Raw genomic sequence first — 24,651 nt, 5'->3', positions numbered from 1 at the left:
GCCGGTGCGCTGTTGAGCCGGTCGTCGTGGGTCATGCGTCCGACTTCGCGGGGTCCGTCGCCATGGCGCGCAGCAGGTTCTCCTCGGTCACGGCGGTGCCGGTGAGTTCCGCGACGGCCGTGCCGTCCTTGAGGACGAGGACCCGGTCGGAGCCCTCGATGAGCTCCTCCATGTCCGAGGAGATCAGGAGCACGCCGAGGCCGTCCGAAGCCAACTCGTCGACGAGCGCCTGGACTTCGGCCTTGGCTCCGATGTCGATGCCGCGCGTGGGCTCGTCGAGGAGCAGGACCTTGGGGTGCATCGCGAGCCAGCGGGCGAGCAGCACCTTCTGCTGGTTGCCGCCGGAGAGCTCGCCGACCTTCTGGTGCGGGCTCGACGCCTTGATGCGCAGGCGGTCGATGAAGGTGTCGACGACGGCGTCGATGCCGCGTTCGTCGACCAGGCCGAGCCGGGAAAGGCGGGGGAGCGCGGCCAGGGCGATGTTGTCGCGGACCGAGAGGCCGGGGACGATGCCCTCCGCCTTGCGGTCCTCGGGGAGCAGGCTGATGCCGGCGCGGATGGCGGCGGGCGTGGAGCCCGTACGGATGCGGGTGCCGCCGATCGCGACCGTTCCGGAGTCCGTCGGCAGGGCGCCGGCGATGGCTTTCGCCGTCTCGCTGCGGCCCGAGCCGAGCAGCCCGCCGAGGCCCACCACCTCCCCGGGGCGGATGGTGACCGACACTCCGCGCAGTCGGTGCCGGGCGGTCAACTCCTCGGCGCGGAGCACGGGTTCGGTCGTCGCCTCGTGCGCGCCCGTGAACTGGGTGAGGCCCTCTTCCTGCACGTCCTGGATCTCGCGGCCCAGCATCAGCGCGACGAGCCGCAGCCGATCGAGATCGGCGAGCGCGCCGGTGTGCACCACCTTGCCGTCGCGCAGCACGGTGACCGCGTCGCACACCTCGTACAGCTCGTCGAGGCGGTGGCTGACGTAGATCACCGCGATGCCGCGCTCCCGCAGCATGCGGATCACGCCGAACAGGGTCCGCACCTCGCGCGGTTCGAGGGACGACGTCGGCTCGTCCATCACCACGACGCGCGCGTCGACGGAGACCGCGCGGGCCAGCGCCACCATCTGCTGGGCGCCGAGGCCGAGTTCGCGCAGCGGGCGCCGCACGTCGACGCGGACGCCGAGGCCGCGCAGCGCCTCCTCGGCCTCGCGGTGCATCCGCTTGAAGTCGATGAGGCCGAGGCGGCCGCGGGGCTCGCGCCCGAGGAACAGGTTGCGGGCCACGCTCATCAGGGGGACGAGGTTGACCTCCTGGTAGATGGTGGAGATGCCCGCATGCTGCGCTTCGAGCGGCGTGGTGAAGCGCACCGGGCTTCCGTCGTACGTCACCTCGCCCGCGTCCGGCGCGTACACGCCCGTCAGGACCTTGATGAGCGTGGACTTGCCCGCGCCGTTCTCGCCGATCAGCGCGTGCACCTCGCCCGCGCGTGCGGTGAAGTCGACGCCGTCCAGGGCGCGCACGCCAGGGAAGGTCTTGGACAGGCCGGTCACCGACAACACGTCAGTACGCCTTGTTCAGGTCGGACTTGGCGTTGTCCTTGGTGTACGCGCTGTCCTTGATGACGATGTCCTGGGACACCTTCTCGCCCTTGGTGAACGTGTCCAGCGTCTTGAAGGCGAGCGGGCCGAAGCGGGGGTTGGACTCGATGACGCCGTCGATCCAGCCGTCGACGATGCCGCGCACCGCGCCCTTGGTCCCGTCGATCGTCACGATCTTCACGTCGCCGGCCTTCTTGCCGGCGCCCTTGAGCGCGTTCACGGCGCCCAGGCCCATCTCGTCGTTCTCGGCGTAGATCCCGGTGATGTCGGGCTTGGACTGGATGAGCTGCTCGGTGACCTGCTGGCCCTTCTCGCGGGCGAACTCGCCGGTCTGTTTGAAGACGACCTTGAGGTCCGGGGCCTTCTCCTTGATCCGGTCCTGGAAGCCCTTGGTGCGCTCGGTGGTGACGTTGTTGCCCGCGGCGCCGAGCAGGATCGCGATCTTCCCCTTGCCGCCGGTCGTCTCGATCATCCGGTCCGCGGCACGTTTGCCCTGTTCGACGAAGTCGGAGCCGATGAAGCTCACGTAGTCCTTGCAGGCCGTCGCGTTGATCTTGCGGTCGATGGTGACGATGGGGATGTGCTTGGCCCCGGCGGCGCGCAGCACCGGCTCCCAGCCGTCGGAGTTGAGCGGTGCGATGACGAGCAGGTCGGCGCCCTTGGCGATGAGGTCCTGTACGTCGCTGATCTGCTTGGAGAACTGCGACTGGGCGTTGGCGGTGAGGAGCTTGACGCCGCGCTTCTCGGCCTCCGCCTTGATGGAGGCCGTCTCCGCGATGCGGAACGGGTTGGCCTCCTTCTCGGACTGCGAGAAGCCGACGGTCGCGTTCTTCAGGTCGAGCTTCTTGCCGCCGTACGCGTCGATCGCGCAGGTCTTGCCGCCGTCGTCGCCGTCCGACGCGACCTCCTGTCCGGCGTCGGCCTGGTCCTGCGACGCGGCGCTGTCGCCGCCGGAGTCGTCGTCCTCGGACTTCGCGCACCCGGCGGCGAACAGGAGACTCGCGGCGAGACCGGTGGCGACGAGGGTCCTCGCGGAGGTACGGCGGAGAAGGGTGTTCGGCTTCATCGGATCCCCAAACGGCACGGCCCCGGCACTGAGAGCGCTCACGGGAGAGACGGCACTTGCGGTCAACTCGGCGGTACGGGGAGCTTTTTACATCGTTGAAAGGAGGCTGTAAACCCTCCGCGCACGCTTCTCGGGGACGCCGGCCGCTGGGTCCGCGTGACCCGCGCTCAGCGCCGGCCCAGTGTGCTCTCCCGTTCCACCAGCCGGAAGTCGGCGACGAGTTCACGTCCGCCGGTCCGTTCCGGATGGGCCAGTTTGGTCAGCAGCGACTCGACGGCGAGGCGCGCGATGGCCTGCTTGTCCGGCGCCACCGTGGTCAGCGTCACGGCTCCGAACTGCCCTTCCGCTATGTCGTCGAAACCCACCACCGCCACATCCCACGGCACCCGCAGGCCCCGCTCGTGCAGGACCCGCATCGCGCCGATCGCCACCAGGTCGTTGTACGCGAACACCGCGTCGGGCCGCACCCCCGCGTCCAGCATCCGCGCCATGGCCTTCGCCCCGTCCCACCGGTCCCAGCCGCCGACCGGCCCCACCAAGCTCTCCGGTGCGGCGATCCCGGCCGCCGTCAACTCCTCGCGCCAGCCCTGGAGTCGCAGGTGGGCGGGGCGGTTCGCGGAGTCCGTGCGGGCGCCGAGGTAGGCGATGGAGGTGCGGCCGCGGCCGATGAGGTGGCGCACCGCGGTGCGGCTCGCGGCGATGTTGTCGATCGCGATGTGGTCGTAGTCCAGGTCGTAGCTCCGCTCGCCGAGCAGCACCAGCGGCACGTCGTCCTCGCGGGCCCGCAGGTCCTCCGCCTCCAGCTCCAGCGGGCTGAGGATCAGACCGTCGATGACCCGGGCCCGGAAGCCCTGGCTGACCAGGACCTCCTGCTCGCGCTCGCCGCGGGTGTGGTCGAGGAGCACCGTGAAGTCGTGCTCGGCCGCCGCGTCGATGACGGCGCCGGCGAGCTCGGCGAAGTACGGGTTGCCGAGTTCGGGGACGGCGAGCGCGATGATCCCGGTCCGGCCCTTGCGCAGGTGACGTGCCGTCAAGTTGGGGCGGTAGCCGAGCTCGTCGATGGCTTCCTGGACGCGGGCCCGCATCGCCGGGGTGACGTGCTGATACTTGTTCACCACGTTCGAGACGGTCTTGATCGAGACGCCCGCGCGCTCCGCGACGTCCTTGAGGCTAACCCGCACTGGATCTCCCTGCGTCGGTGGCCGCCCCGGTCCTCCGAGGCGTTTGTCATGACCCTGGACAGCGCGCCGGAACGCGTGCTGTCATGCCAACTGTCGTTCCTTCCAACGTTGTACAGACTCGTTGTACCGACTGCAGCGACAAGCCGCCACCCTTCCTCACCAAGGAGGATCCGTGCGCCTCAGACGACATCCCGGACGCCCCGCACACCTGGGCCGACACCTCGCCCTGCTGCTCGCGGGCGCCCTCGGCATCGCGGGACTCACCGCGGTCCCCGCCGCGACCGCCGCCGACGACCCCGTCGAGATCCAGGGCCTCAAGGGCGAGTACTTCACCCAGTCCGCCCCGGGAGCCTTCGACTTCGACGAGCTCAAGGCCACCGGACTCGACCCCAACATCGACTTCGGCAACCTCGAACCCCGCCTCAAGGCCACCACCGGACAGGCCGACGACGTCAGCGTCCGCTGGACCGGCCGGATCGTGCCCGAGAAGACCGGCGCCACCACCTTCTCGATGATCGGTGACAACGGCTTCCGCCTCTGGGTGGACGGAAGGATCGCCATCGACCACTGGCAGGACGACTGGGACAGGGAACAGACCTCGAAACCCGTAGAGTTGACGGCCGGCAAGGCCTACGACATCAAAGTCGAGTACTTCGAACACTACGGCGGCTCCAACCTGCGCCTGAAGTGGACCCCGCCCGGCGGCGAGAAGAAGGCCGTCCCGCGAACCGCGCTGCGCATCCCCGCGGACTTCGACTACGACGGCGCCATCAACGCCACCGTCCTCAAGGACGGCCGCAGCCTCAAGCTCGACTTCGCCCAGAAGCTCGCCGCCCCGCCCGCGAACCTCACCGACCATCTCGACGCCGTCATCGGCGGCGCCAAGTGGCCGCTCGACACGGTCAAGGCCGACCCCGCCGACGAGCGCAGCCTCCTCGTCGGCCTGAAAGAACCCGCCGTCGGCAACAAGGCGGGCAACGCCCCCGGCCTCGCCGACATCCGCTACGACGGCAAGGGCGGCCTGAACGGCACGGACGGTGACGCAGTCGGCCAGTTCTGGACCAGCGGCCCGAACCACTCCGAGCACCAGCTGCGCACCAAGTGGGCCGACGACGTCACCCCGGGCAACGCCCACCGCGAGTACCCGCGGCCGCAGCTGAAGCGCAAGGACTGGCAGAACCTCAACGGGTCCTGGCAGTTCGCCGCCGCTGAGGCGGGCGAGAAGCCCCCGGTCGGCAAGAACCTCAAGGAGAAGATCCTCGTCCCGTACCCGGTGGAGTCCCAGCTCTCCGGCATCGAGCGGCACGAGGACCGCATGTGGTACCGCCGCACCTTCACCGTCCCCAAGAACTGGCGGATCGGCGACGGCAAGCGGCTGAACCTCAACTTCGGCGCCGTCGACTGGCAGTCCGAGGTGTACGTCAACGGCCGCAAGGTCACCGAACACAAGGGCGGCTACGACAAGTTCACCGCCGACGTCACCGACGCCCTGAAGCCGGGCCGTACGCAGGAACTCATCGTCGGCGTGTACGACCCGACCGACGCGGACGACGGCGCGAACCCGCCCGTCGGCAAGCAGCGCCTGGACCCCAGCGGCATCTGGTACACCCCGTCGTCCGGCATCTGGCAGACCGTCTGGATGGAGCCGGTGGCCGCCGACCACGCGGACTCCCTGAAGATCACACCGGACGTCGAGAACAAGCAGGTCACCGTCGAGGCGCAGGGCGTGCGCGACGGCGTGCCCGTCACGGCGGCCGCGTACGAGGGCAAGAAGAAGGTCGCCGAGCTCAGCGGGCGCACCGGCAAGCCGCTCAAGCTCAGGATCGCCGACCCCCGCCTGTGGTCGCCGGACGCCCCGTTCCTCTACGACCTCCAGGTCCGCGTCGGCAGCGACCGCGTCACCGGCTACTTCGGCATGCGCTCCATCGCCGTCGAGAAGGTGAACGGCACCCCGCGCACCGTACTCAACGGCAAGCCCGTCTTCCTCATGGCCACGCTCGACCAGGGCTTCTGGCCGGACGGCCTGCACACCGCGCCCAGCGACGAGGCCCTCGCGTACGACCTCAAGATGCACAAGGAAATGGGCTTCAACTCGGTCCGCAAACACATCAAGGTCGAACCCGACCGCTGGTTCTACTGGGCCGACAAGCTGGGCCTCCTCGTCTGGCAGGACATGCCCGCCATGGAGGCGGGACGCACCCCTGACGCGGCCGCCCGCGCCCAGTACGAGCGCGAGATGAAGCAGATGATCGACGAGCACGCGAGCAGCCCGTCGATCGTCATGTGGGTGACCTTCAACGAGGGCTGGGGCCAGTACGACATCGGCCGCATCGCCGAGCAGGCCAAGGCCTGGGACCCGACACGGCTCGTCAACAACATGTCGGGGCTCAACCTGGGGGCCGACGGAGGCACCGGCGACATCATGGACGAGCACGGCTACCCGAGCCCCGCCATCCCGCCGCGGCCGGACGGCAAACGGGCCTTGGTCGCCGGGGAGTACGGCGGCCTCGGACTCGCCGTGCCCGGCCACGCCTGGTCCGTCCAGCAGAGCTACGTCGACGTGGACCCGGCGACGTACACGGACGACTACATCGCCAAGCTCGGTGAAGTGCGCGCCCTCGCCTGCAAGGGCAACAACGGCGCGGTCTACACCCAGATCACCGATGTGGAAGGGGAGTTGAACGGCCTGCTCACCTACGACCGCCAGGTCGTCAAGCCGGACGTGAAGCGGGTGAAGGCCGCGCACGAAGCGCTGATCCGTGACGCGTCACAGGCCACGGTGCCGGGCTGCACGAACTCCTGAGACCCCGGCCTCACCGCATCTGCCGCCGCACCAACTCGTGCAACCGCCCGCCCGTATCGGCCAGGAGCCGTGCGGGCGGGCCCTGTTGGACGATGCGGCCCTCCGACATGACGACGACGCGGTCGGCGTCCATGACCGTGGACAGGCGGTGGGCGATCACGACGCGAGTGGCGTTGAGGGCGCGGGTGCTGTCGATGACCGTGCGCTGCGTCTCGTTGTCCAGGGCGCTCGTCGCCTCGTCGAAGAAGAGGACGCGGGGGCGGCGGATGAGGGCCTGCGCGATCATCAGGCGCTGGCGCTGGCCGCCGGAGACCGCGCCGCCGCCGGAGAGCATCGTGTGCAGGCCCATCGGCATGCGCTTGATGTCCTCGGCCAGCCCCGCCATCGCCGCGGCCTCCCACGCCTCCTCCTGCGTGAACGACTCGGCGCCGCAGATGCATTCGAGGATGGACCCGGTGAGCGGCTGGGCGTTCTGCAGGACCACGCCGCACTGCCGGCGCACCGCCGACTGGTCCAGGGCCGCCAGATCCTGCCCGTCGTACAGCACACTGCCCGAGACCGGCTCGTCGAAGCCGATCAGGAGGCGCAGCAGCGTCGACTTGCCGCAGCCGCTCGGGCCCACGACGGCCACGAACTCACCGGGCCGGATCGACAGCGACACGTCGTCGAGGACCAGCGGACCGTCGTCGGTGTAACGGAAGGACAGACCGCGGGCCTCGATCGCGCCCCGCAGCTCGCCCGGCTGCGTGCTGCCGGAGCGGACCTCCGGAGCCTCGTCGAGCACCGGTTTGATCTGCTCGAACATCGGCAGCACGGAAGCCGCCGAGATGAGCGCCCCGGTGAGCTGGGTGACGGAGGTCAGGAGCATCGTCACGGCGGTGCTGAAGGTGAGGAACTCGCCCGCGGTCAGGCTCCCGCGCGCCGGGCCCGCGAGGAGCACGAACATGACGAGCGTGCAGAGCGGCAGATAGACCGCGTTGAGGACCGTCGTGACGTTCTTGATGCGCCCGGCCCGCTGCTGCAACTCCCTGCTGCGCGCGAACTCGCCCGCCCACGCGGCGTACGCGAAGCTCTCCGCGCCCGCCACGCGGAGTTTGGGGAGCCCGCGCAGCGTCTGGAACGCCTGGTTGTTGAGTCTGTTGCCGAGCTCCACGAGCCGCCGCTGCCAGCGCAGTTCCCACAGCCCGAGCGTGAGGAACACGGCGGCGATGACGGTCAGCATCCCCAGCGCGGTCAGGGCGAGGGGGACGCTGTAGAACAGCAGCAGGACCAGGTTCATCGCGCCGACCGAACCGGCCTGGAGCGCGACCGGGCCGATGCCCGAGAGGACCCGGCGGATGGCGCTGACGCCCATCGCCGCGCTGGCCAGTTCGCCTGTGGAGCGCTCGGCGAAGAAGCGCGTCGGCAGCCGCAGCAGCCGGTCCCAGACCGCCGGTTGCAGCGTGCTCTCCATCCGTCCCTCCATCCGCAGCACGGTGAGGTTCTGGAGCAGCATGAACGCGGCCGAGACGATGCTGGTGACCATGACGGCCAGGGACACCTGGACGATGAGGCTCTTCTCGGCGTTCGGCACGAACACACCGAGCACCTGTCCCGTGGCGATCGGCACCAGCGCGCCGATCGCCACCGTCACCAGACCGGCGAGCACGAGGTTGCGCACGTCGCCGCCGGTGCCGCGCAGACTGAAGCGGAAGAGCCGTCCGAGCGTCAACGGCCGCTCGGGCAGCGGCCGGTAGAACATCACGCCCTGCGGTTCGAACTCGTCGGCGTTGTCCGCGTCGATGCGGGTGCGCCGCCCGGACGTCGGGTGCACCGACTCGTAGCCGCCGCGCCGCCACAGCAGCGCGACCGGCGCGCCGCTCGCGGCCCGGTGCCCGACGAGCGGGCCCGCGTCCTGGCGCCACCAGCGCCCGTCGAGCCGCACGGCACGGGTGCGGATCCGGGACGCCACCGCCACCTGCTCGACGGGGTCCATCCGGTCGCTCACCGCCCCGCCGCCCTCCGAGGCGGCCGACAGCGTGATGCCCGCCGCCCTGGCGACGAGCCGGCAGGCGGCGTACGTCGCGTCGTGACCGCCACCGGACTCGGTGCGCCGCGCGCCGCGCCGGCCCGAGCGGCCGATGGAGGCGAGCAGCGTCCGGTCGGCCTGCTCACGGACGCTCTCGCCCGCCTTGATGCCGGCCGCCGTGCGGTCCTCGTGGGCCCGCTCCAGGCGTTCGATCCAGCGGTCGAGCGTGGCCAGGAGCCGGTACTGCTGGTTGACCATCCGCTGCCACATCGCGGCGTCGACCAGCAGGTCGCCCGCGGCCTCGGCGCTGTAGGCGGCGCCGTACTGCACGCTGCCCGGCGCGACCGGCATCCACAGGATGTCGTCGTCGGCCACCACCTCGTCGCCGACGGTCCTGCCGTCGAGCGGCGCCTCGAACAGGACCCGGTGGCCGCGCCCGATGCCGAGCGCGAAGGCGTGCTCCAGCAGGCTCAGCGCCTGGTCCTGCGTGTCGTACTGGCTCGGGTACTGCTGCTCGTACGACCAGGTGTCGCCGTAGTCCGGGCGGTACAGCTCGCGCAGGGGGATGCGGCGCAGCTCGCAGCCCTGGAGGGGGCGGCCGACGAGGGTGTGCTGGGGGCCCTCGACCGGGCCGAGGAGCAGCGTGCCCGGTTCGAGGCGGCCCAGGTAGTGCCAGTGGCCCTGCTGCGCGGCATCGACGGCGAACAGGTCGAGGGCGCCGGCCACGACGAGCCACAGCACCTGCGGCCCCTCCAGGTGCACGTTGCGCAGTCCCGCGCAGTCGACCGGCGTGCCGAGCGCGTTGAAGGCGGCGGCGACCGGGTCGTGGGTCTGGGTGTGCTGTTCCGGTACGGAGGTCACCTCAGTGCTCCTTGACCAGGTCGGCGTAGGGGCCACCGGCCGCGACGAGGTGTTCGTGGCGGCCGCGCTCCACGACCTGGCCGTGGTCGAGCACGACGATCTCGTCGCTGTCGCGCACGGTGCTCAGGCGGTGGGCGATGACGACGCAGGCGCAGCCGCGGCGGCGCAGGTTGTCGATGATGACCTGCTCGGTCTCGGCGTCCAGGGCGCTGGTCACCTCGTCGAGGACGAGGATGCTCGGGCGGCGGACCAGGGCACGGGCGATCTCCAGGCGCTGGCGCTGCCCGCCGGAGAAGTTGCGCCCGTCCTGTTCCACGCGGCCGTGGATGCCGCCGGGCCTGCGGGCCACCACCTCGTACAGGCAGGCGTCCTGAAGCGCCGCCACGACCGCGTCATCGGGGAGGGAGGGGTCCCACAGGGCGACGTTGTCGCGGACCGTGCCCTCGAAGAGGAAGACGTCCTGGTCCACGAAGGAGACGGAGGCGGAGAGCGCGCCGCGCGGGATGTCGGCCAGGCGCTGACCGTCGATGCGGATCGTGCCCTCCCACGGGCTGTAGAGGCCGGATATCAGCCGGGAGACCGTCGACTTGCCGCTGCCGGAACCGCCGACGAGCGCCACCTGCTGTCCGGGCCCGACCGTCAGCGAGAAGCCGGTCAGGAGCGGCTTGTCGAGGGGGCTGTATCCGAAGGTGATGTTCTCCAGCGTGACGTGCCCCTTGAGGCGGCGTGTGCTGGCGGCGGGCTCGGGGCGCGAGTAGAGCGTGTCGACGGGGAAGTTCTCGACGTCCTTGAGGCGGGCGACGTCGGCGGCGAAGTCCTGGATGCGGCCCGCGACGCCGTTGAGGCGGGTGATCGGCGCGGTGAACCGGGTGACGAGGGCCTGGAAGGCGACGAGCAGCCCGATCGACAGGTGACCCTCGACCGCGCGCAGACCGCCGATCCACAGGATCAGCGCACTGTTGAGGGTCGCCAGGGTCGGCGCGACGACACCGAGCCACGCGCTCGGCACCCCGAGCCGCTGCTGCTCCTCCAGTGTGGTGGCGTGCTGTCCGGCCCAGCGCCGGAAGTAGCCGTTCTCGCCGCCGGTGGCCTTCATCGTCTCGATCAACTGCAGGCCGGTGTACGAGGTGTTGGTGAGCTTGGCGCTGTCGGCGCGCAGCTTCTGGGTGCCGGTGGCGCGCAGCCGGATGACGACGCGCATCGCCACGATGTTCAGCAGGGCGATGCCGACGCCGACGAGCGTGAGCTGTGGATCGTACGTCCACAGGAGCGCCGCGTAGAGGAGGACGACGATGCCGTCGACCCCGGCGGCCGTGAGGTCGCGGGCCAGGGTCTCGGCGACCGCGTCGTTGGACGCGAGGCGCTGCACAAGGTCGGCGGGGGAGCGCTGGGCGTAGAACGTGACGGGCAGCCGCAGCAGATGGCGGAAGAAGCGGGCGCTGCCCAGCGTCGAGGAGATGATGCGGCCGCGCAGCAGGTTCGCCTGTTGCAGCCAGGTCAGCACGACGGTGAGCGCCACCATCGCGCCCATCGAGGCGAACAGCGCGCCCAGCAGCGAGGTCTGATGGCCGATCAGGAACAGGTCGATGTACGTCCGGCTGAGCGCGGGCAGCGCCGCGCCGACCGCGACCAGCAGCAGGCTGGCGAGGAGCGCGGCGAGCATCGTGCCCGTGGTGCCGCGCAGCCGTGCGGGCAGCGCCTTCATGACGCCGGGCCTGCGGCCGCCCGACGTGAAGTCGGCGCCCGGTTCGAGGACCAGGACGACACCGGTAAAGCTGGTGTCGAAGTCCTCCGACGGCACGAAGCGGCGGCCCTTGTCGGGGTCGTTGATGTACACGCCGCGGCGGCCGAGGCGGCGTCCCATGCCGTCGTACACGACGTAGTGGTTGAACTCCCAGAAGAGGATCGCGGGCGCCTTCACCTCGGCGAGCGCGGCCGGCTCCATCTGCATGCCCTTGGCGGTCATGCCGTAACTGCGCGCCGCCTTCAGCACGTTGCTGGCCCGTGACCCGTCGCGGGAGACGCCGCACGCGATGCGCAGCTCCTCCAGGGGGACGTGCCGTCCGTGGTGGGCGAGGACCATGGCGAGCGCGGCGGCGCCGCACTCCACGGCCTCCATCTGGAGGACGGTGGGGGTGCGGACGGTCTTGGGGCGCCTTCCCTTCGACGCGGGGCGCGGTGCCGCGCGGCGACGGCGCTGCGGCTCCTCGGGGCGGTGCCTGCGGCGGCCGCCGGGGGGCGGCAGCTGCTGCTGGTGCGCGGGGGAGGGGTGGGGAGCGGTCACGGAAGCAGCCAATCGATCGGGCGCTGCTCGGCGTGGTGGAAGGCGCCGGTGGCCGGGGTCATGGAGTCGAGCGCGAAGGGCGGGCCGGAGGGGGTCGACCACGCGTAGCCGGACTTGGTCGTGGCGGAGCGGTCGAGCTCGACGAGGACGGCCACGGGAGGTCCGTCCTCCGTGAACCGCCCGGCCAGTTCGCTGTCGCCGAGGAAGCCGGTGATCTTCTGGCGGCTCTGCGTGGCCCTGCCGACCGCCTTCACCCGGCCGCGCAGTGTGCCGTACCGCTCCGTGGGCACGGGCTGGACGGTGAGATCGACCGAGGCGCCGACGGGAACGGTGGCCGCGCTGTCGGCGGGTACGTAGAGCATCGCCGTCAGCGGGTCGTCGGTGCCCGCCACGCGCTCCAGGGTCGCCACGTCGGCGCCGGTGGTGACGACGGTGCCGATCCTGGCGACGAGCGCGGTCACGCGGCCCGCGGCGATCGCGCGCACGACCTTGTCGCCCTGCTCGGTGCGGACCTTGAGCACGGGGGCGCCGGAGGCGAGCCGCTCGCCCTCCTCGGCCAGGACGCGGGTCACCTGGCCGGTCACGGGGCTCTGCAGGACGTAACTGCCCTGGCCGTGGGTGAGGATGCCGGGTGCGCGGAGCGTCGAGGAGAGGGAACCGGTGACGGCCCAGACGCTCGACGCGGCCATGACGACGAGGGTGACGGCGAGGACGAGCAGGCCCTGGGGGCGGGCGTAGCGCACCGGCAGGTCGAGTTCCTCGGGCGACTGCAGCTTGGACAGGGCCTGTTGGCGGAACTGCACGGAACGCTTTCCTTACCTTGCGTCCGAGAGCCCCGGAACCTGAGGTTCCGGGGCTCCCGAATGACGGCGTCTCTGTGAGCGGAAAGGCTCAGAGACCGGCGGTCAGGCCGTCGGCGAGGCCGGTGACGGCGCCGGTGTTCAGGCCGGTGGCACCCTCGACCGTGCCGACGACGCCGCCGACGACGCCCGAGACGGGGGCGATCGAGTCAACGGTGCTGGTCACGTTGGACGCGACACCGGCGACGAGGCCACCGGAGACGTTGTCGAGGTCGGCGTCGGAAATCTCGAGGGTCTCGACCTGGGGGACGTTGTTCATGGTGTGAGCTGCCCTTCTCAATGAATGTGCATAGGTATTACCCACGCCGTGGAACCTGGGGATTCGAATTCCGCGGCGAGCCAGGATCAAAGCACGTTCGCAGCTCGTACATCCAATCGACGGGGAGGCGCTCCTGCGCGGTTGTGGCGGCGTATCACCGCTGCGTGCAGGCAGGTTCACCGCGTCACGCCAGCTCCTTCACAAGATTCACAGACGGGAATCAAGGATGCGGAGCGACTCCTTCCAACAAATCGGACACTTTCCTGCCGAGGCGCGGATCGAATGGTCGATGCATGGAAATTCGCGGGCCGCAGGGGCCGAATTCCGTGACCGGAGTGCACATTCGATGTGCAGGTTGTTTGAAGGCGAGTCAGGCGTGCTCAATCGCGACCGAAGGGGACACCCGGGGGCAGGATCGACCTTAATGCGCTGTTAACTCAGCGTAGCTTGATCGTACTTGACCGTAGTCGCTCGGACGGGTTGACTTCTCGTTCGACATCCCCCGCATCGTCCTCGACGCGAGAGCGAGTCCGTGACTTCTACGCCTGCTCAGAGCTCCGACCTGCTCGTCCCTCTCGATCTGGCCTTCTGGAACATCGAGACCGCCGAACACCCCATGCATCTGGGCGCCCTCGGGGTCTTCGAGGCCGAAGGGCCCGACGCGGCGGACCGCGCCGCGGGGCTTCTCGCGGTCCGCGCGGCGGCCGTGCCGGGACTGCGCATGCGGATACGTTCCGTCTGGCTGCCCGTCGGCGGCGCGATACGCGTGCCGATGCCCGCCTTCGACCCCCTGGAGCACATCCGGCTCGCGGCCCCGGTGACGGACTTCCACGCCGCGGCGGGGGAGTTGATGCAGCGTCCGGTGGCGCGCGACCGGCCGCCGTGGGAGGCGCACGTCCTGCCGGGCGCCGACGGCACGTCCTTCGCGGTCCTCTTCAAGTTCCACCACGCCCTCGCCGACGGCCTGCGCGCCCTCACGCTCGGCGCCGCCCTCCTCGACCCCGTCGACCTGCCCGCCTCCCGGCCCCGCCCGCCGGCCCCCGCGGCCTCCCCCTGGTCGCTCCTCGACCCCCGCACCCTGCCGAGCCGGGTCCGCGGCACCGTCGCGGAGGTGGGCCAGGCCCTCGGCATCGGCACCTCCGTGGCTCGCGCCGCCCTGGGCGTACGCTCCTGCGCCGCGCTCTCCTCGGCCGCCACCGGCACCCGCCGCACCGCCGGCGTCGTCCTCGACCTGGACGACGTGCACCAGGTGCGCAAGGCCGTCGGCGGCACCGTCAACGACGTCCTGATCACCGTCGTCGCCGGCGCCCTGCGCCGCTGGCTCGACGAGCGCGGCGACTGCAGCGAGGGAGTCGAGCCGCGCGCCCTCATCCCGGTCTCCCGCCGCCGCCCCCGCACCGCCAAGACCCCGGGAAACCGCCTCTCCGGCTATCTGGTCCGCCTCCCCGTCGGCCGCGAGGACCCGCTCGACCGGCTGCGCGACGTACGCACCGCCATGGACCGCAACAAGGACGCGGGCCCCGAGCGGGGCGCCGGAGCCGTGGCGCTCCTCGCCGAGCACGTGCCGTCGCTCGGGCACCGGATCGGCGGCCCCGTCGTCGCCCAGGCCGCCCGGCTGCTCTTCGACATCCTCGTCACCAGCGTCCCGCTGCCCGGCGTCGGACTGCGGCTCGGCGGCTGCCGCCTCACCGAGGTCTATCCGTTCGCGCCGCTCGCCCGGGGCCAGTCCCTCGCCGTCGCCGTCTCCACCTATCGGGGCCGCGTGCACTACGGCCTTGTCGCGGACGCCGCCGCCGTGCCCGACCTGGAGCTCCTCGCGCAGAGCCTGCGGGACGAGCTCGCGGGACTCGTGGCGGTGTGCGCACGGGAAGCGCGTTTGGTTCCCGGGCCCACCGCTTTGTAAACTTCCGCTTTTGGAGTTCCGCGGACGACCGGATGCGCCGTGGCACGGACAACGAGGACAGCGGCGATGACGGTGACAGACGAAAGCCAGGAGGGGCACGCCGAGCAGGCGACGTACGGCCCCGGCATCGACCCGGACCGCCTCGCCGTCTGCCTCGCCGTGCTCGACGAGCTGGACGAGCTGGAGGTCGACCACCCGGACGCGATCGCCGTGCGCCGCGCCACGGCCGGGATCTACCGGACGGTGAAGCAGCGCCGCCGCCAGGAGCGCCGCGCCGCCAAGACCGCCCACGACAAGGCCGTCACCGAGGCCACCGCCACCGGCTCCGCGCAGCGCATCGACGACGAGACCGAGGGCCTGCTCCCCTCGTCGCAGACTGAGGAGGGCCGGGTCGCGGGGATACTCCAGCGCCCGCGCTCCTGCTACACCTGCAAGACCCGCTACGTGGAAGTCGACTACTTCTACCACCAGCTCTGTCCGGACTGCGCCCGCCTGAACCGCTCCAAGCGCGACGCCCGCGCCGACCTCACCGGCAAGCGCGCCCTGCTCACCGGCGGCCGCGCCAAGATCGGCATGTACATCGCGCTGCGGCTGCTTCGCGACGGTGCCCACACCACCATCACGACCCGGTTCCCCAAGGACGCCATCCGCCGCTTCAAGGGGATGGACGACTCCGCGGACTGGCTGCACCGCCTGGAGGTCGTCGGCATCGACCTGCGCGACCCGGCCCAGTCCGTGGCCCTCGCCGAGCGGGTCGCCGCGGCGGGCCCGCTCGACATCCTGATCAACAACGCGACGCAGACCGTGCGCCGCCTGCCCTCCGCCTACGCCGCACTGGTCGACGGCGAGAGCGCGCCGCTGCCCGCCGGGGAGCTGCCCGCCCACTCCGTCATCGGCGCCTTCAACTCCGGAGCGGTCGACGGCCTCGCCGCGCTGCCCATCGGCACGAGCGGCCTGGACGCGCAGAAGGTGGCCGACCTCGCCCTCGTCGCGGGCAACGCCAGCGTCGCCCGGCACCTCGACGGCACCGCCATCGACGCGGGCGGCCTCGTCCCGGACGTCGTCGACAGCAACACCTGGGTGCAGACCATCGAGCAGATCTCCCCCGTGGAGCTCCTCGAGACCCAGCTGTGCAACTACACGTCGCCGTTCATCCTGATCAGCGCGTTGCGCCAGGCCATGGCCGACGCCGCGAAGAAGGCGTCGAGCGGCCGGGCCCACATCGTCAACGTCTCGGCGATGGAGGGCGTCTTCGGCCGCGGCTACAAGGGCGCTGGGCACCCGAACACCAACGCCGCGAAGGCCGCGATGAACATGGTGACGCGCACCAGCGCCCAGGAGATGTTCCAGACCGACGGCATCCTCATGACCTCGGTGGACACCGGCTGGATCACCGACGAGCGCCCGCACTACGACAAGCTGCGCCTCGCCGAGGAGGGCTTCCACGCCCCGCTCGACCTGATCGACGGCGCCGCCCGCGTCTACGACCCCGTGGTGCGAGGTGAGGCGGGCGAGGACGTGTACGGCGTCTTCCTCAAGGACTACGAGCCGGGCAAGTGGTGAACGAGTAGGACCGTCGTGGTCGGCTGATACCTCCGTCTCAGTATTCGGATGGTTCGCGAAAGCTTTTGGGCAGCCGGTTCGGGGTGCCGCGCTCGGCGCGGTCCGGGCCGGCTGCCGTTTTCTCGCCTCTCGTGACCGGGTGTGCGCCCACGGTGACCGACCCGTCGGTGAGCGGGCAACTCCCGCCTGTGTCACGGTTGGTGGCGGAGGTGCGCCGGTACGTGTCCGTCGCCCGGCGGCGGTGTCGGCCGCGCGTCCCCTCCGGGTCTGCGTCAGCCCGGGCCCCTGAGGCCTCATACGGCCGCTTCGGGGGCGTTGTCCGGATTCCACCCCGACTCCGGTCCCCATCGAGCGCGGCGGCGCTCATTTGGTTAATGTAGTGCGAACGGGCGGCCACGAGAGATCCACAAGCATCCCTCGGCCGCTCCGGGGACAGGCCGGCAACCACGGCCGCGGTCCCGCCAGAGAACGGCGCCACCGCGACCGAACTGCCCTTGCCCTTCCGTTACGCGACACAAAGGAGTGCGCGGTGACACCAGATCTGACGAAGCACGAAAAGCGACCGGCGGAACGCGGCGGCGAGCGGGCCGGACGGCCCCACAAGCTCCGCAACCTGGAGGCGTGGGCCAAGGCGGCCCCCATCCGCCTGGCCGGCTACGAGGACGACCTCGCCGAGCCCCACATCCTCCCCGGCATCGACTGAGTCGACACCGGCCCGGTACCGCACCGGTCCGCTTCGCCACGTGCCCCCTGTCCTGGACGACGGGGGGCACAGGTGTGTCCGGACGCGTTCTCGCCGCTCCGGCCGCGTGATTCATCCGATGGCTGGCTCAAATGTCCAAGTCCCCGTGGCGTGCGATGCATTGACACCCTTGTGGAGCGCTTGAATCATCGGACCTCATGACCGAACTGTGTTCGCGTTCCCTGCCGCGGGTGTCCCGGGCGGTCGGCACGGTCGTGGTGGCCCTGACCTTGTCGATGGCCCCGTCCGTCACCGCCGTCGGCGCCTCCGGAGGGGCCCCTGACGTGCCGACCACCGTCCCCGCGCTCACCGACTGGACCCCCGCCGAGGGCACCTTCCGCTACGGCCCCGGCACCCGCCTCGTCGCGCGCGACGCCGAGTCGCGCCGGGTCGCCGCCACACTCGCCGACGACCTGGAGGCCGCGGGCGAGGGGCGCGCCCCCGTGACGCGCGGCGCCGCGCGCGACGGGGACATCGTGATCGACGTCGACCGCACCCGGAAACCACTCGGCTCCGAGGGGTACGACCTGCGGGTGGGCGACCGCCTGGACATCACCGGCGCCCGTGAGGCCGGCGCCTTCTACGGCACCAGGACCCTGCTCCAGCTCCTGGCCCGCGGCGACCGCGTACCGGCCGGACGCACCGTCGACGTGCCGCGGTACAAGGAGCGGGGCGTCGGAGTCTGCGCCTGCTACATCAACATCTCCACGCCGTGGCTGGAGAACCTGCTGCGCGAGATGGCGTACCGCAAGCAGAACCAGCTGCTCCTGGAACTCAAGGTCAAGAGCGACCGCCACCCCGAGGCCAACTCCTGGGGCTACTACACCAAGCGTGACCTGCGCCGCCTGGTCGCGCTCGGCGAGAAGTACCACGTGACGATCGTCCCGGAGATCAACTCGCCGGGGCACATGGACCCGTGGCTGGAGAAGCGCCCGGACCTCCAGCTCACCGACTCCGACGGCAAGCCGCAGCCCTCGCGCCTCGACATCACGAAGGACGAGTCCTTCACCTACTACAAGAGCCTTGTCGACGAGTACGCCGAGGTCTTCCCCGCGACGTCATGGCACATGGGCGCCGACGAGTACATGCTCGGCTCCGACTTCGCGAAGTACCCGCACATCCTGGAGTACGCGAAGAAGAAGTACGGCGAGAACGCCACCCCGCAGGACGCCTTCATCGGCTTCGTGAACCGCGTGCACGCCTACGTGACGGGCAAGGGCAAACACCTGCGCATCTGGAACGACGGCCTCACCGGTGCCAACACCGTGCCCGTGGCGCCCGGCACGACCGTCGAGCACTGGCTGGACGTGAAGACGAAGCCCAGCAGCCTCATCGCGCAGGGCCACCCCGTCATGAACGCCGCGTACTCCCTCTACCTCGTCCGCGGCGGCTTCCACACCGACACCCGGAAGCTGTACGACGAGCAGTGGGACCCCCGCACCTTCGAGGGCGAGACGCCGGCCTCCGCCGACGGCGTCACCGGCGCGAAGATCAGCCTGTGGCCCGACAACGGGCGCGGCGAGACCGAGAACGAGGTCGCCGCCGCCACGGCCATGCCGCTCGCCCACATCGCCCAGGTCACCTGGGGCTCCGCCCACCCCGACCCGACCTACACCGAGTTCGCTGCCCGCGCCCGGTCCGTGCGTCACGCGCCGGGGTGGCGTGATCTGACGAAGGTGCCGGTCGCCGACGGGACGTACACCCTGCGCGACACCGCAGGCCGCGCCGAGCCCCTCGACGTCGAGGTGAAACGCACCGCCGACGGATACGTGACGCTGAGGACGGCGACCGATGGGAAGTGCCTGGAGACCCGCAGCGGCAGGCTCACCCTGAACGTGCCGCTCCAGCCCGGCACGGCCGTCACCCGGGAGACCTGCGACGCCGCGAACACCCTGCAGCGGTGGCAGATCACGGAGGTGCCCGGCGGCCACCGTCTCACCAACGCGATCACGCGCATGGCCGCGCACGTCACGCGGGACGGGCGGATCGTGCAGTACCCGGTGGATCAACGGCAGCCCGCCGTATGGACGTTGACCGCGGACTGATCACCCCGTCCCGACTGCCCTCCACCCGCTGCCCTCCACCCGTTGCCTTCCATCCCCGAAGGAGACCGGCCCCCGATGACCGTCAGCAGACGTCTCTTCATGGCCGCGGCCGCCGCCGTCACCACCTCCGCCGCGGTGTCGAGCACCGCACTCGCCGCGACCGCGGGCCCGACCACCCGACCCACCCGACCGCCCACCGGAGCCGAACCGCCCCACGGCATCCGCATCGGCCCCGACGACACCCCCGCCTCCCTGGTCGCCAAGGCGGCCCGCGTCCGTCCCACCGCACGCCAGATCGCCTGGCAGAAGCTGGAACAGACCGCGTTCCTGCACTTCGGAGTCAACACATTCACGGGCCTGGAATGGGGCACGGGGGACGAGGACCCGGACGTCTTCCAGCCCTCCGCGCTCGACACCGACCAGTGGGCGCGCGCCCTGCGCGACGGGGGATTCAGGCTCGCGATCCTCACCGTGAAGCACCACGACGGCTTCGTGCTCTACCCCTCCCGTTACACCGACCACAGTGTCAAGAGCAGCAGTTGGCAGGGAGGCAAGGGCGATGTGCTCAGGGCGTTCACCGGTTCGCTGCGGCGGCACGGCATCAAGGTCGGCGTCTACATCTCGCCTGCCGACGAGAACCAGTACCTCGACGGCGTCTACGCCAACGGCAGCGAACGCGCGCCGCGCACCATCCCCACCCTGGTCCCCGGTGATGACCGGTCGGGCTCCCGGCCGCGCTCCTTCACGCTCGACGCCACCGACTACGGCGCCCACATGCTCAACCAGCTCTACGAAGTGCTCACCGAGTACGGTCCCGTCGACGAGGTGTGGTTCGATGGGGCTCAGGGCCGTATCCCGCCGGACAAGGTCGAGACGTACGACTGGGACAGCTGGTACGCGCTGATCCGCGCCCTCGCGCCGGACGCCACGATGGCCGTGCGCGGCCCCGACGTGCGCTGGGTCGGCAACGAAGGCGGTCTCGCGCGCGAGAACGAGTGGAGCGTCGTCCCCGTCAAGGACTCAGGCAACGGCAGCATCGACTACGCCCTCAGGTACGACGCGCCCGACCAGGGCAGCCGCGAGGCGCTCGCCGAGGCGCGGTCCGTCGCCCAGTACCTGCAGTGGTGGCCCGCCGAGTGCGACGTGTCGATCAGGCCTGGCTGGTTCTACCACGAGGGCCAACAGCCCAAGAGCGTCGAGCAGTTGACGGACATCTGGTTCCGGTCGGTCGGACGCAACTCCGTGCTCCTGCTGAACATTCCGCCGGACGAGCGGGGTCTGCTCCCGGACGCGGACGTGGTGCGGCTGCGCGAGTTCCGCGAACGTGTCCGGCGCGAGCTCCCGAAGGACCTCGCGCACGGCAGGCACCCGAGCCACGACCGCGCGGCCGGCACGGTCGCCGTCGACCTCGGACGGGCACGCGAGGTCGACCGGATCAGGATCGCCGAGGACATCCGGCACGGGCAGCAGGTGGAGAACGCGGTCGTCGAGGCGCGGGTGGGCGAGCGGTGGGAGACCGTGACCGAGGTCGACACGGTGGGGGCGAGCCGTGTCCTGAGGCTCGGCGCGCCCGTGACCGCGCGGCGGTGGCGGCTGCGCGTGACGAGGTCGCGGGCCGGGGCGCGGATCGCGGAGTTCGGCCTCTACCGCTCGGAGGTGTGATCCGGTCCGCGGTGTGATCCGGGACGGGGGAGGCGACCCGCGTTGACATGCGGGGGAGTGGGTGACTGTAATGGTGCTCGTGCCGCGTGGCGCCGACCAAAGAGCAGTGGGCAGGTCGACGACCGGGCGAGCACCTTCACTCAAGGACGACGCCTATGAGTACGTCATAAGTACGTCGTGAGTTCTCACCCTCGGGCCATCGCCCGACCCGCGCGCCCCGGCGCGCCTCCGGTCGCGCCGCACGCGTGACCGCGACCTCCCTCCACCATCCCGTACGGAGATGCGACACCGTCATGCCCACACCCTTCAACCAGTCCGTCATCGACGAGTTCCGAGCCAACGGGGGCCAGGTCGGCGGCCCCTTCGAGGGCGGCGACCTCCTTCTGCTCACCACTACCGGCGCGCGGTCCGGCAAGCAGCACACGACCCCGCTCGGCTACGTCCGCGACGGCGGCCTCCTCCTGGTCATCGGGTCGAACCTCGGCGGCCCGCGCCACCCCGACTGGTACCACAACGTCCTCGCGCACCCCACGGTGAACGTGGAGCTCGGCACCGAGACGTTCGAGGCCGTCGCCGTTCCCGCCGAAGGGGAGCGGCGCGACCGGCTCTTCGCGCGGATCGTGGCCGCCGACCCCGGCTACGGCGAGTACCAGAAGCGGACGGACCGGGTCCTGCCCGTGGTCGTCCTGGAACGGCCCGCGCACGAGGCGGACATCCCGGAGGAGGCGTCGAACCTCGCCGACAAGATGGTCCAGGTGCACCTGTGGCTGCGCGGCCAGCTGCGGCACGTACGCGACGAGACCGACGCGTACTTCGCCGCGCTCGCCGGGCACCGGGGGCCGGACGCCCCGCCGGCGCCGGGTCTCGGACTGCAGATCCGCCAGCACTGCCTGGCGTTCTGCGACGCCCTGGAGTTCCACCACAGCGGTGAGGACGCGCACCTCTTCCCGACCATGGCGGGATACCACCCCGAGCTGCGCGACACCTTCGACCGGCTCGCCGAGGAACACCGCGACGTCGCCCGTATCCAGGGCGAGCTGGCCGCGCTCCTCGCGGACGTCGGCGGCGCGGACCCCGTACGGTTCCGTGCCGAACTCGCCCGCATGTCGCAGGAGCTGACCGCCCACCTCGACTACGAGGAGGAGTCGCTGCTGCCGATCCTCGCCGGGCTGCCGTGGCCGCCCGGGCCGCCCGCCTGACACCGGCTCACGCCCTGGCCCGCCCCGTGCTCTCGCGTTCGATGAGCCGGGGCAGCGGGACCTGGACCGTCGCCCCGGGACCGTCGTCCAGCAGGGCGAGGAGCTCGCGGGCGGCGGTCCTGCCGAAGGACACCGTGTCCCGGGAGAGGGCCGTCAGCCATGGGTGCACCATCCGGCACAGCGCCGAGTCCTCCCAGGCGACGACCGACACGTCGTCCGGGACCGCGAAGCCGAGGGAGGCCGCCGCGGCGACCCCGGCGACGGCCATCACGTCGTTGTCGTAGACCAGCGCCGTCGGGGGCTCCGCCGACTCCAGGACCCGACGGGTCGCGGCGGCGCCCTCGGTGTCCGAGTAGTCCGTCGTCACCGAACGGACCCCCGACAGGCCGCGGCCCGCCGCCTCGACGCGCAGGGTGCGGATGCGGCGCTCGGTGTGCGCGAGGCCTTCGAGGCCCGCGATGTGCACGATGCGGCGGTGCCCGAGCGCGTGCAGATGGCCCACGACCGAGGCCATCGCGCCCGCGTCGTCCGCCCACACCGTGGACAGGCCGGGGTGCCCGGCGTCCGGATCGGGCACGCCGCCCGTCACCACCGCGGGCAGCCCCAGCTCGTCGAGGAGCGCGGGCCGTGGGTCGTCCGTGCGCGGGTCCACCACGAGGACACCGTCCACCCGGTGCTCCGCCCACCAGCGTCGGTAGACCGCGCACTCGGCCGCCACGTCCTCCACCACCTGGAAGAGCAGCCCCAAGTGCCGCTCCGCGAGGACCTCCTGGACGCCGGAGATCAGCTGCAGGAAGAACGAGTCGACGCCCAGCGTCGCCGCCGGGCGTGCCACCACCAGGCCCACGGTCGCCGAGCCCTCGCCGGACAGAGCGCGCGCCGCCGTGCTGGGTCGCCAGCCCAGCTGCTCGGCGACCCTGCGCACCCGGTCCCGGGTGATGTCGGAGACGCCGGGCCGGCCGTTGAGCGCGAAGGAGACGGCGCTCTCGGAGACCCCGGCCCGGCGCGCGATGTCCTTCATGGTCGGCCGGCGCGCCGGTGACCGCTTGCCTTGCACCCGTTGCCCCTTTCCTGGCTCCCGGATACTAATGCGCTTGAGCGCTCAGACTCTAAAGCGCATTAGTCATCTGCCGCAAGGTCTTCAACGCACCCGCCTGACCTGCCGAGTTGCCCGAAAGATCGACCGATCCTCGACTTCTTTTCCCCGAATCCATTGACTTTGCGCCACAGTTCCGTGCAGGGTCTGCCTCGGCGTGGATTGCCCGGCTCGGACGGTCGCAGTCACCGCCGTCTCACGCTGGGCCGAGCAAAGGAGCCGTTTCACCGTGCGTATCTCCCGCAACCCCCGCAGAGCCGTCGCCGCAGGCGCCGTCCTCGCCGTCCTGCTGCCGTTGAGCGCCTGTGGTGACGGGGACGACGGCGGAGGTTCGACCGACGCGTCGGGGAAGGTCGAGGGTGAGATCACCTTCCAGACCTGGAACCTGAAGGCGAACTTCAAGTCGTACTTCGAGGGCGTCGTGGACGGCTTCGAGAAGAAGTACCCGGGCACGAAGGTCCGGTGGATCGACCAGCCCGGCGAGGGGTACGCCGACAAGATCAGCGCCGACGCGGCCGCGGGCACCCTCCCCGACGTCGTCAACGTCTCGCCCGACCTCGTCGCCCCGCTCGCCAAGGCCGGCCTCGCCCTCGACCTCGACAAGTCGGCGTCGAAGTACGAGAAGGAGTACCTCCCCGGAGCCTGGAAGAGCCACCAGATACCGGGCATGGACGGCACCTACGCCTTCCCCTGGTACCTCAACACCGGGCCGCTCTTCTACAACAAGCGCCTGTTCAAGGACGCCGGCCTCGACGAGAACAAGCCCCCGACGACGTACGACGCGCTCTTCGACGACGCCCTGGAGCTGGCCGACAAGAGCGACGGCAAGGTCGCCACGCTCGCCAACGTCCCCACGATCGAGGACTTCGGGCGCTACGGCGTCCCGCTGATGAACAAGGAAGGCACCGGCTTCACCTTCAACGACGCCAAGGGCGTCGAACTCCTCACCAAGTACAAGAAGCTGTACGACGCGAAGGCCCTGGACGGGCAGGCGCTGACCGCGACACCCGAGTCCACCGGCAAGAAGTTCCTCACCGAGGCCGTCGCCATGAACCCCGGCAGCGCCCTCGACCTGGAGAAGTTCAAGAAGGACGCGCCGCGGCTCTACAAGAACATCGGCATCACGCCGCAGATCAGCAGCACCGGCAAGGACAACATGTACGTCATGGGCGTCATGGTGAACACCAAGACGAAGCAGACGCCCGCCGCCGTCGCCTTCGCGCACTACGTCACCGACGCGCAGCGCCAGATGGAGTTCGCCAAGAAGGTCGCGATCTTCCCGAGCACCGAGGGCTCCCTCGACGACCCGTACTTCACCAAGCAGGACGGCAAGGACGAGACGCGCGTACGCGTCGCCGCCGCCAAGTCCATCAAGACCGCGGTGAACTACACCCCCGTGCTCTTCAGCGAGCAGATGAAGGTCGAGCTGCGCAACTCCGTCGCCAAGGCGCTGCAGGGCAAGCAGAGCCCCAAGGAAGCACTTGACAACGCTGTCAAGAACTGCGACCGGCTGCTGCAGCAGAGCTGAGACCAG

At 70.7% G+C, this 24,651-nt stretch carries 16 protein-coding genes; 8 read left to right on the top strand and 8 right to left on the bottom strand.

The features are described from left to right. Window positions 1–31: 31 nt before the first annotated feature. The 3 genes from DEJ48_RS03910 to DEJ48_RS03900 form a co-directional block, all read right to left on the bottom strand. On the bottom strand, window positions 32–1,546 hold the full coding sequence (locus DEJ48_RS03910; protein ID WP_150214482.1) for a sugar ABC transporter ATP-binding protein: 1,515 nt from the start codon (window positions 1,544–1,546) through the stop codon (window positions 32–34). Window position 1,547: 1 nt separating this feature from the next. Beyond that, a complete protein-coding gene (locus DEJ48_RS03905; RefSeq protein WP_150214481.1) occupies window positions 1,548–2,651 on the bottom strand; it encodes an ABC transporter substrate-binding protein in 1,104 nt (367 codons plus the stop codon). A 167-nt stretch (window positions 2,652–2,818) separates the two neighbouring features. Then, window positions 2,819–3,832: a LacI family DNA-binding transcriptional regulator gene (locus DEJ48_RS03900; protein ID WP_150214479.1), complete on the bottom strand. Its 1,014-nt coding sequence runs from the start codon at window positions 3,830–3,832 to the stop codon at window positions 2,819–2,821. 172 nt (window positions 3,833–4,004) lie between these two features. Between DEJ48_RS03900 and DEJ48_RS03895 the strand changes: the two genes are divergently transcribed. Next, a complete protein-coding gene (locus DEJ48_RS03895) occupies window positions 4,005–6,635 on the top strand; it encodes a PA14 domain-containing protein (RefSeq protein WP_223831879.1) in 2,631 nt (876 codons plus the stop codon). Window positions 6,636–6,645: 10 nt separating this feature from the next. On the opposite strand, the gene DEJ48_RS03890 is transcribed toward DEJ48_RS03895, so the two are convergent. The 4 genes from DEJ48_RS03890 to DEJ48_RS03875 form a co-directional block, all read right to left on the bottom strand. Next, on the bottom strand, window positions 6,646–9,504 hold the full coding sequence (locus DEJ48_RS03890) for an NHLP bacteriocin export ABC transporter permease/ATPase subunit (RefSeq protein ID WP_150214477.1): 2,859 nt from the start codon (window positions 9,502–9,504) through the stop codon (window positions 6,646–6,648). A gap of 1 nt (window position 9,505) precedes the next feature. Beyond that, on the bottom strand, window positions 9,506–11,788 hold the full coding sequence (locus DEJ48_RS03885) for an NHLP family bacteriocin export ABC transporter peptidase/permease/ATPase subunit (protein ID WP_150214475.1): 2,283 nt from the start codon (window positions 11,786–11,788) through the stop codon (window positions 9,506–9,508). Continuing rightward, window positions 11,785–12,591, bottom strand: coding sequence for an HlyD family efflux transporter periplasmic adaptor subunit (locus DEJ48_RS03880; protein WP_150214473.1), 807 nt, complete (start codon window positions 12,589–12,591; stop codon window positions 11,785–11,787). Before DEJ48_RS03880 ends, DEJ48_RS03885 begins: the two co-directional genes overlap by 4 nt. A gap of 88 nt (window positions 12,592–12,679) precedes the next feature. After that, window positions 12,680–12,907, bottom strand: a complete 228-nt coding sequence (locus DEJ48_RS03875) for a type A2 lantipeptide (RefSeq protein WP_150214471.1) — start codon at window positions 12,905–12,907, stop codon at window positions 12,680–12,682. A gap of 532 nt (window positions 12,908–13,439) precedes the next feature. On the opposite strand from DEJ48_RS03875, the gene DEJ48_RS03870 reads away from it, so the two are divergent. From DEJ48_RS03870 to DEJ48_RS03850, 6 genes are all read left to right on the top strand, one after another. Next, window positions 13,440–14,810 carry a wax ester/triacylglycerol synthase family O-acyltransferase gene (locus DEJ48_RS03870; RefSeq protein WP_150214469.1) on the top strand — a complete coding sequence of 457 codons (1,371 nt, stop codon included), beginning with the start codon at window positions 13,440–13,442 and terminating at the stop codon, window positions 14,808–14,810. A 66-nt stretch (window positions 14,811–14,876) separates the two neighbouring features. Next, on the top strand, window positions 14,877–16,373 hold the full coding sequence (locus tag DEJ48_RS03865) for an SDR family NAD(P)-dependent oxidoreductase (protein WP_150214467.1): 1,497 nt from the start codon (window positions 14,877–14,879) through the stop codon (window positions 16,371–16,373). A 529-nt stretch (window positions 16,374–16,902) separates the two neighbouring features. After that, a complete protein-coding gene (locus tag DEJ48_RS39615) occupies window positions 16,903–17,076 on the top strand; it encodes a hypothetical protein (protein ID WP_165283318.1) in 174 nt (57 codons plus the stop codon). Between the two features lie 197 nt (window positions 17,077–17,273). Further along, entirely contained in the window at window positions 17,274–19,160 is a 1,887-nt protein-coding gene (locus tag DEJ48_RS03860) for a family 20 glycosylhydrolase (protein ID WP_150214465.1), read from the top strand. A gap of 75 nt (window positions 19,161–19,235) precedes the next feature. Further along, window positions 19,236–20,822 (top strand): alpha-L-fucosidase, encoded by a 1,587-nt coding sequence (locus DEJ48_RS03855; protein ID WP_150214463.1) that lies wholly within the window; start codon window positions 19,236–19,238, stop codon window positions 20,820–20,822. 293 nt (window positions 20,823–21,115) lie between these two features. Beyond that, window positions 21,116–22,021 carry a nitroreductase/quinone reductase family protein gene (locus DEJ48_RS03850; protein ID WP_150214461.1) on the top strand — a complete coding sequence of 302 codons (906 nt, stop codon included), beginning with the start codon at window positions 21,116–21,118 and terminating at the stop codon, window positions 22,019–22,021. Window positions 22,022–22,028: 7 nt separating this feature from the next. On the opposite strand, the gene DEJ48_RS03845 is transcribed toward DEJ48_RS03850, so the two are convergent. After that, window positions 22,029–23,078, bottom strand: coding sequence for a LacI family DNA-binding transcriptional regulator (locus DEJ48_RS03845; RefSeq protein WP_190537191.1), 1,050 nt, complete (start codon window positions 23,076–23,078; stop codon window positions 22,029–22,031). 268 nt (window positions 23,079–23,346) lie between these two features. On the opposite strand from DEJ48_RS03845, the gene DEJ48_RS03840 reads away from it, so the two are divergent. Continuing rightward, entirely contained in the window at window positions 23,347–24,645 is a 1,299-nt protein-coding gene (locus DEJ48_RS03840) for an extracellular solute-binding protein (protein WP_150214460.1), read from the top strand. The last annotated feature ends 6 nt before the right edge of the window (window positions 24,646–24,651 follow it).

It is taken from the genome of Streptomyces venezuelae, from assembly GCF_008642315.1.
GTDB lineage: Bacteria > Actinomycetota > Actinomycetes > Streptomycetales > Streptomycetaceae > Streptomyces > Streptomyces venezuelae_D.
This window is presented reverse-complemented; position numbering and strand designations above follow the sequence as displayed.

Bases quoted from the DNA above. Each gene is read 5' to 3' on its own strand.
- DEJ48_RS03850 (WP_150214461.1), top strand. From the start codon at position 21,116: ATGCCCACACCCTTCAACCAGTCCGTCATCGACGAGTTCCGAGCCAAC.
- DEJ48_RS03865 (WP_150214467.1), top strand. From the start codon at position 14,877: ATGACGGTGACAGACGAAAGCCAGGAGGGGCACGCCGAGCAGGCGACG.
- DEJ48_RS03855 (WP_150214463.1), top strand. From the start codon at position 19,236: ATGACCGTCAGCAGACGTCTCTTCATGGCCGCGGCCGCCGCCGTCACC.
- DEJ48_RS03860 (WP_150214465.1), top strand. From the start codon at position 17,274: ATGACCGAACTGTGTTCGCGTTCCCTGCCGCGGGTGTCCCGGGCGGTC.
- DEJ48_RS03875 (WP_150214471.1), bottom strand. From the start codon at position 12,907: ATGAACAACGTCCCCCAGGTCGAGACCCTCGAGATTTCCGACGCCGAC.
- DEJ48_RS03905 (WP_150214481.1), bottom strand. From the start codon at position 2,651: ATGAAGCCGAACACCCTTCTCCGCCGTACCTCCGCGAGGACCCTCGTC.